Origin of the sequence: Streptomyces sp. YS-3, from assembly GCF_045257485.1 — a bacterium.
Classification (GTDB): Bacteria; Actinomycetota; Actinomycetes; order Streptomycetales; family Streptomycetaceae; genus Streptomyces.
The window spans coordinates 19,626-27,564 of record NZ_JBJHPC010000029.1; the positions used below are offsets into that span (position 1 = coordinate 19,626).

General features: G+C 71.6%; 6 protein-coding genes. All 6 read right to left on the minus strand.

What is annotated here, in order from left to right:
- Positions 1–118: 118 nt before the first annotated feature.
- A complete protein-coding gene (rho, locus tag ACJA3G_RS04965) occupies positions 119–2,185 on the minus strand; it encodes a transcription termination factor Rho (protein ID WP_406551637.1) in 2,067 nt (688 codons plus the stop codon).
- Between the two features lie 416 nt (positions 2,186–2,601).
- Positions 2,602–3,519: a homoserine kinase gene (gene thrB, locus ACJA3G_RS04970; protein ID WP_406551638.1), complete on the minus strand. Its 918-nt coding sequence runs from the start codon at positions 3,517–3,519 to the stop codon at positions 2,602–2,604.
- A gap of 229 nt (positions 3,520–3,748) precedes the next feature.
- Entirely contained in the window at positions 3,749–4,807 is a 1,059-nt protein-coding gene (gene thrC / locus ACJA3G_RS04975) for a threonine synthase (protein ID WP_406551639.1), read from the minus strand.
- Between the two features lie 6 nt (positions 4,808–4,813).
- Positions 4,814–6,112, minus strand: a complete 1,299-nt coding sequence (locus ACJA3G_RS04980; RefSeq protein WP_406551643.1) for a homoserine dehydrogenase — start codon at positions 6,110–6,112, stop codon at positions 4,814–4,816.
- A 131-nt stretch (positions 6,113–6,243) separates the two neighbouring features.
- The gene (gene lysA, locus ACJA3G_RS04985) at positions 6,244–7,635 is read right to left on the minus strand and encodes a diaminopimelate decarboxylase (protein ID WP_406551640.1); all 1,392 of its coding nucleotides are present in this window, start codon (positions 7,633–7,635) and stop codon (positions 6,244–6,246) included.
- Between the two features lie 54 nt (positions 7,636–7,689).
- A partial coding sequence (locus ACJA3G_RS04990; RefSeq protein ID WP_406551641.1) for a DALR anticodon-binding domain-containing protein occupies positions 7,690–7,939 on the minus strand: 250 nt, incomplete at its 5' end.

A 7,939-nucleotide genomic window follows, 5' to 3' on the forward strand; every position in this document is an offset into this window, starting at 1 on the left:
TCTAAGAACCTCTTGAGAACGCCGGGGGCCTGTGGTGAAGCTCTCCGCGCCCCGGATACGCGAAAACGCCCCCGGCACCGAGGTGCCGAGGGCGTTCGCGCAGGTCGCGGCGGTGACGTCAGTCGTTGCCGTTGCCCGGGGTGGTCTTCTGGATCTGGAGCAGGAACTCGGCGTTCGACTTCGTCTGCTTCATCTTGTCCAGGAGCAGCTCGATCGCCTGCTGCTGGTCGAGCGCGTGCAGCACCCGGCGCAGCTTCCAGACGACCGCGAGCTCGTCGCTGCCGAGCAGGATCTCTTCCTTACGGGTGCCGGACGCGTCCACGTCCACCGCCGGGAAGATGCGCTTGTCGGCGAGCTTGCGGTCGAGCTTGAGCTCCATGTTGCCGGTGCCCTTGAACTCCTCGAAGATCACCTCGTCCATGCGCGAGCCGGTCTCCACGAGCGCGGTGGCGAGGATGGTCAGCGAACCGCCGTCCTCGATGTTGCGCGCGGCGCCGAAGAAGCGCTTGGGCGGGTAGAGCGCCGTCGAGTCGACACCACCGGACAGGATGCGGCCGGAGGCCGGGGCCGCCAGGTTGTACGCACGGCCCAGACGGGTGATCGAGTCGAGCAGCACGACCACGTCGTGGCCGAGCTCCACGAGGCGCTTGGCGCGCTCGATGGCGAGCTCCGCGACCGTGGTGTGGTCCTCGGCCGGACGGTCGAAGGTCGAGGAGATGACCTCGCCCTTGACCGACCGCTGCATGTCGGTGACCTCTTCCGGACGCTCGTCGACCAGCACGACCATCAGGTGGCACTCGGGGTTGTTGACCGTGATCGCGTTGGCGACCGCCTGCATGATCATGGTCTTGCCGGTCTTCGGCGGGGCCACGATCAGACCGCGCTGGCCCTTGCCGATCGGCGCCACGAGGTCGATGATCCGCGTGGTCAGGATGCCCGGGTCGGTCTCCAGACGGAGCCGGTCCTGCGGGTAGAGCGGGGTGAGCTTGTTGAACTCGGGACGGCCACGGCCGGAGTCGGCCGCCATGCCGTTGGCGGAGTCCAGGCGGACCAGCGCGTTGAACTTCTCGCGGCGCTCGCCGTCCTTGGGCTGACGCACGGCGCCGGTGACGTGGTCACCCTTGCGCAGGCCGTTCTTGCGGACCTGGGCGAGCGAGACGTACACATCGTTCGGGCCCGGCAGGTAGCCGGAGGTCCGGATGAAGGCGTAGTTGTCGAGGATGTCCAGGATGCCCGCGACGGGGATCAGCACATCGTCGTCGTTGACCTGCGGCTCGGCGCCGAACTCCTCGCGCCCGCCACGACGGCCCCGGCGGTCGCGGTAGCGGCCCCGACGGCCGCGGCGGCCCTCGTCGTCGAAGTCGTCCTGCGGGCCGTTGTTCTGCTGGCCCTGGTTGCCCTGGCGCTGCTGGCGCTGGCCGCCCTGGCCCTGCTGGTCGTCGCCCTTGCCACGGCCGCGCTCGCCACGGTCACCGCGGTCACCGCGGTCGCCGCGGTCACCCCGCTCGCCGCGCTCACGGTCGCGCTGGCGGCCCTGGCGGTCGCCCCGCTCGCCGCGGTCGCGGCGCTCGCGCCGGCCCTCGGCGCCGTCCACGGCCTCGGTGGCCCTGGCGTCGGGCTGGGCGTCCGTCTTCTGCTCGGCGCGGGTCTCCGTCTTGGCCTCGGCCTTGACGGTCTGCGGCTCGGCCACGGCGGTGGCGGACTCCGGGGAGCCGGCCGCGGCGGTGGCGCGCCGACGGCGGCGCTCGCCCGCGGGCTGCTCCTCCGCGCCGGTCTCCCGGCCCCGCTCGGCCTGGGCCGCGCCCCCGGCGGGCTGGCCGGGGATCTCGATCTGCTGCTGGGCGGCGGCCTTGCCGTCGGCCTCGTCGCCCGTACGGGCCTTGGAGGTGGCGCGGCGCTTGGGCTTGCTCTCGGCCGCGTCGGCGCCCTTGGCCGGGGCGGCGGAGCCGGAACCGGCCTGCGCCTCCTTGATGACCTCGATCAGCTGGCTCTTGCGCATCCGCGCGGTGCCCCTGATGCCGAGGCCGGACGCGACCTGCTGCAGCTCGGCCAGGACCATGCCGTCGAGGCCGGTGCCGGAGCGGCGGCGCCGTGCGGTGGTGCCAGAGGCAGCACCTGCGGCGGGCGCGGCGTCGTCGACAGAAGTGTCGGCTGTCACGCCCATCAGATCGGTGGTGTCGCTCACGAAGGGTCCTTCCCTGGAGCGGACGTCGGCCTGTCTGGCTCGGCGACCGGTTGTGCTGTCCGAACATGGCCTGTGACCTGGGGTCACTGACCGTGCCGGGGCGGTGGTCCGCCGCGTACGGCGGAGAGGTAAACGTGCGTGGGGTCCGGCCCGAGTTCCCCTACTCGGCCCCCTGAGGAAAAGCGGGGGGTGTCGTGCCGGTTCCGGAGCGTGCTCGGAAACTGCTCATGCAGGCTGCGCAGGCGGTTTGGGAGGCTCCCGGAAGAAAGGCGGTCCCTGAAGGGGACACGAAGCACCGCGCCACGAAGACGACCGATGCAGACTTGAGGTTAACACTACCGGATCCAACAAACATTCCCCCTCTCGTTCACCGGCAAGCCGCGCGTCCCGCCCGGGCGGTCCCTGACCCCGATGGCCTAGGCCCCCAGTGGCAGAACGCTCGCGCCCGAGGCGTCGAGGCGGAGCCGGTTCGCGGCCCACCCGTCGCCCGCCAGCCGTGCGACCTTGTCGGCCGCACCGTCCTCGACCAGCGCCAGGACCGTGGGTCCCGCGCCGGAGATGACCGCGGGGACGCCGTCCGCCCGCAGCCGGTTGACCAGCGCCACACTCTCGGGCATGGCCGGTGCCCGGTACTCCTGGTGGAGCCGGTCCTCGGTGGCCGGGAGCAGCAGCTCGGGGCGCCTGGTCAGCGCCTCCACGAGCAGGGCCGCCCGGCCGGCGTTGGCCGCCGCGTCCCCGTGCGGGACGGTGCGCGGCAGCAACCCCCGCGCGGTCTCCGTCAGCACCGGCCGGCCGGGCACGAAGACCACCGGAACGACGGAGTCCGCGGGGTCCATCCTGATGGCCCGCGCCGCTCCCCCCTCCATCCAGGAGAGCGTGAACCCGCCGAGCAGACAGGCCGCGACGTTGTCCGGGTGGCCCTCGATCTCGGTGGCCAGCTCCAGCAGCGCGGTGTCGTCGAGCCGGGCGTCGCCGCCTATGGTCACCGCGCGCGCCGCGACGATCCCGGCGCAGATGGCGGCCGACGAGGAGCCGAGGCCCCGGCCGTGCGGGATGCGGTTGGCGCAGACGACCTCCAGGCCGCGCGGCTGCCCGCCGAGGAGGTCGAAGGCGGTGCGCAGCGACCGTACGAGGAGGTGGCTCTCGTCGCGGGGCAGCGTCTCGGCGCCCTCGCCCGCGATGTCGATGTGCAGGCCGGAGTCGGCGACGCGGACCACCACGTCGTCGTAGAGCCCCAGTGACAGGCCCAGGGAGTCGAAGCCCGGGCCGAGGTTGGCACTGGTGGCGGGGACGCGCACCCGTACGGCGGCGGCGCGGAATGCGGGACCGGCCATCGCTCTGATGACTCTCCTTGTGAGACTGCTGCGGGATTTTCGAAGAGGTACCCAGGAACCCGACGGCCACAGGGGCAACTGCACCGCGGCATATGCGGCGGGGCGGGTTGGGTACAGCCTATCGAAGGAAGGTTCAGTGGCGACATAGGGCGCACAGGAGGCGCACGATGCGTGTCGCGAGCCCCCTGCGCCCCTACGTGCCGAGTTACCCGGAGTTGTACGGTTTCGACTACGCCAGACCGAGGCGCTCGGCCGCGACCGCGGCGTCCACCGGCACCGTGACCGGCTGCGGAGCGCCCGCGACGGCCCAGTCCGGGTCCTTGAGGCCGTTGCCGGTGACCGTACAGACGATCTTCTGGCCCGGGTCCACCAGGCCCTGCTCCGCGGCCTTCAGCAGCCCCGCGACCGAGGCGGCCGAGGCGGGCTCCACGAAGACGCCCTCCTGGGCGGCGAGCAGCCGGTAGGCCCGCAGGATCTCACGGTCCGTCACCTCGTCGATGAGACCGCCCGATTCGTCCCGCGCGGCCTCCGCGAACTGCCAGGACGCGGGGTTGCCGATCCGGATCGCGGTGGCGATCGTCGACGGGTCCTTGACCACCTCGCCGCGCACGATGGGCGCCGAACCGGAGGCCTGGAAGCCCCACATGCGCGGGGTGCGGGTGGCGGTCCCGTCCGCCGCGTACTCCCGGTACCCCCGCCAGTACGCCGTGATGTTGCCGGCGTTGCCGACCGGCAGCACATGGATGTCGGGCGCGTCGCCGAGCATGTCCACGATCTCGAACGCGGCCGTCTTCTGGCCCTCGATACGGACCGGGTTGACCGAATTGACCAGCGCCACCGGGTAGTTGTCGGAGAGCCCGCGCGCCAGCGTGAGGCAGTCGTCGAAGTTCCCGTCCACCTGGAGGATCTTCGCCCCGTGGACCAGCGCCTGGCCCATCTTACCGAGCGCGATCTTGCCCTGCGGAACCAGGACGGCGCACACCATGCCGGCCCGGACCGCGTAGGCGGCGGCCGAGGCCGAGGTGTTGCCGGTGGAGGCGCAGATGACGGCCTGCGCGCCCTCCTCCTTCGCCCGGGTGATCGCCATGGTCATCCCGCGGTCCTTGAAGGACCCGGTGGGGTTGGCGCCCTCGACCTTGAGGTGGACCTCGCAGCCGGTGCGCTCGGAGAGCACCTGAGCGGGCACGAGCGGCGTGCCGCCCTCGCGCAGGGTGACGACCGGGGTCGTAGCGGAGACGGGGAGCCGGTCCCGGTACTCCTCGATGATTCCGCGCCACTGGTGGGTCATTGCTCGTTACTCCCCTTCAACACGCATGATGCTGGCGACACCCCGCACGGTGTCGAGCTCCCGCAGGACGTCCACGGTCCCGGTGAGGGCCGCGTCGGCCGCGCGGTGGGTGACGACGACGAGGGAGGCCTCGCCGACGCCGTCCTGACGGCCCTGCTGGCGCACGGTGTCGATGGACACCCCGTGCTCGGCGAAGACGGTGGCCACCTGGGCGAGCACACCGGGTTTGTCGGCCACGTCGAGGCTGATGTGGTAGCGCGTCACCACATCGCCCATGGGGCTCACGGGTAGCTGGGTGTACGCGGACTCACCGGGTCCGGTGGACTCCGCGAGCTTGTTGCGGCAGACCGCGACCAGGTCGCCGAGGACGGCGGACGCGGTGGGCGCGCCGCCCGCGCCGGGTCCGTAGAACATCAGCTGGCCGGCCGCCTCGGCCTCGACGAAGACGGCGTTGTACGCGCCGCGCACGGAGGCCAGCGGGTGGTCGAGCGGGATCATCGCCGGGTGGACGCGCGCGGTGACGGAGCCGCCGTCGGCGGCGCGCTCGCAGATGGCGAGCAGCTTGATGGTGCAGCCCATCTCCTTCGCGCTGGCGAAGTCGGCGGCGGTGACCTCGCTCATGCCCTCGCGGTAGACGTCGTCGAGGCGGACGCGCGTGTGGAAGGCGATCCCGGCGAGGATGGCGGCCTTGGCGGCGGCGTCGAAGCCCTCCACGTCGGCGGTGGGATCGGCCTCGGCGTACCCGAGCGCGGTGGCCTCGTCGAGGGCCTCCTGGTACCCGGCGCCGGTGGAGTCCATCTTGTCGAGGATGAAGTTGGTCGTGCCGTTGACGATGCCGAGCACCCGGTTGACCTTGTCGCCGGCGAGGGACTCGCGCAGCGGCCGGATCAGCGGGATGGCACCGGCGACGGCGGCCTCGTAGTACAGGTCCCGCCCGTGCTCGACGGCGGCGGCGTGCAGCGCGGCCCCGTCCTGGGCGAGCAGCGCCTTGTTGGCGGAGACGACGGAGGCGCCGTGCGCGAGGGCGGTGGTGATGAGGGTGCGGGCGGGCTCGATCCCGCCGATGACCTCCACCACCACATCGATGTCCCCGCGTTTGACCAGGGCGGTGGCATCGGTGGTGACGAGGGCGGGGTCGATGCCCTCGCGCACCTTCGAGGGCCGGCGCACGGCGACACCGGCGAGCTCCACGGGCGCGCCGATGCGCGCCGTGAGGTCGTCGGCGTGCGTCGTCATGATGCGCGCCACCTCTGAGCCGACCACTCCACAGCCCAGCAGCGCCACTTTCAGCGGACGCGTACGCATCATCCGACCTCGTCTCCTTCTACCGGCTTGAATGCCGACCAGTCTCACTCACCGGACGGGGGTTTCCGTCCCTCGTCCGGATTCTGAGACACATATTCCACTATCAATTCATCGTTCTCTTCATTTATTCGTCATCCGACGTCGAGCCGCAGGAGATCTTCCTCGGTCTCGCGCCGGACGATCGCCCGCGCCTCGCCGTCGCGGACCGCCACGACGGGCGGGCGCAGGGCGTGGTTGTAGTTGCTGGCCATGGAGCGGCAGTACGCCCCGGTGGCCGGCACCGCGATCAGATCGCCGGGCGCCAGGTCGGCGGGCAGGAACGCGTCCCGTACGACGATGTCGCCGCTCTCGCAGTGCTTGCCCACGACCCGTACCAGCATCGGCTCCGCGTCGGAGGTCCGCGAGACGAGCGCGACGGAGTACTCGGCGTCGTAGAGGGCCGTACGGATGTTGTCGGACATGCCCCCGTCGACGCTCACATACGTCCGCAGCCCCTCCAGCGGCTTGATCGTCCCGACCTCGTACAGCGTGAACGCGCTGGGCCCGACGATCGCGCGCCCCGGCTCCACGGAGATACGCGGGGTGCGCAGCCCGGCGGCCTCGCACTCGCGCGTGACGATCTCGTTGAGCGCCTTGGCGATCTCGTGGGGCTCGCTGGGGTCGTCGTCGGAGGTGTACGCGATGCCGAGACCGCCGCCGAGGTCGATCTCGGGCAGCTCGACGCCGTGCTCGTCCCGTACCTCGGCGAGGAGCTGCACGACCCGCCGGGCGGAGACTTCGAACCCGGCCATGTCGAAGATCTGCGACCCGATGTGGGAATGGATCCCGATGAGTTCGAGCCCGTCGAGCTTCAGAGCCCGCCGGACGGCCTCGGCGGCCTGTCCCCCGGCGAGGGCGATGCCGAACTTCTGGTCCTCGTGGGCGGTGGCGATGAACTCGTGGGTGTGCGCCTCGACGCCGACGGTCACCCGGATCTGGACGCGCTGGCGCCTGCCGAGGCTCTGGGCGATGTGGGCGACGCGGACGATCTCCTGGAAGGAGTCGAGCACGATACGCCCCACACCGGCCTCGACGGCCCGCCGGATCTCGCCCTCGGACTTGTTGTTGCCGTGGAAGGCGATGCGCTCGGCGGGCATGCCGGCGGAGAGGGCGGTGGCGAGCTCGGTGCCGGAGCAGACGTCGAGGTTGAGCCCCTCCTCGTGCAGCCACCGCACGACGGCGCGCGAGAGGAAGGCCTTCCCCGCGTAGAACACGTCGGCGTCCTTGCCGAAGGCGTCGGCCCAGGCGCGGCAGCGGGCCCGGAAGTCGCTCTCGTCCAGGAAGTACGCCGGGGTGCCGAACTCCTCGGCGAGCGCGGCGACATCGAGCCCGCCGACGTGGACGACACCGTCCTCGTTCCGCCCGACGGTCTGCGACCAGACCTTGGGGTCGAGGGCGTTGAGGTCGGCGGGCGGCGCCGAGTAGTGCCCTTCGGGCAGGACATCAGCGTGACGGGGCCCGGCGGGGTGTGCGGAACGGCTCATGCGGTCACTCTCACAACTCTCACGACTCGTACGGCTCTCGGGACTCGCACGAGTTCACAGGAATTCAGGGGCGTCGATACCGAACAGGGACAGGCCACCGGCGAGCACCGCCCCGGCGGCTTCGGCGAGCGCGAGCCGGGCACGGTGGGCGGCCGAGGGTTTCTCGTCCCCGAGCGGCAGCACGAGGTGCTGGAAGCCGAGCAGAGCGTCGGCAACCGCTTCGAGCTGCCGGGCAACCCGGTCGGGCGCCCGGAGCTCGGCGGCACGCAGAAGGGCGGCGGGGTGGTCGGCGAGGAGGGAGAGG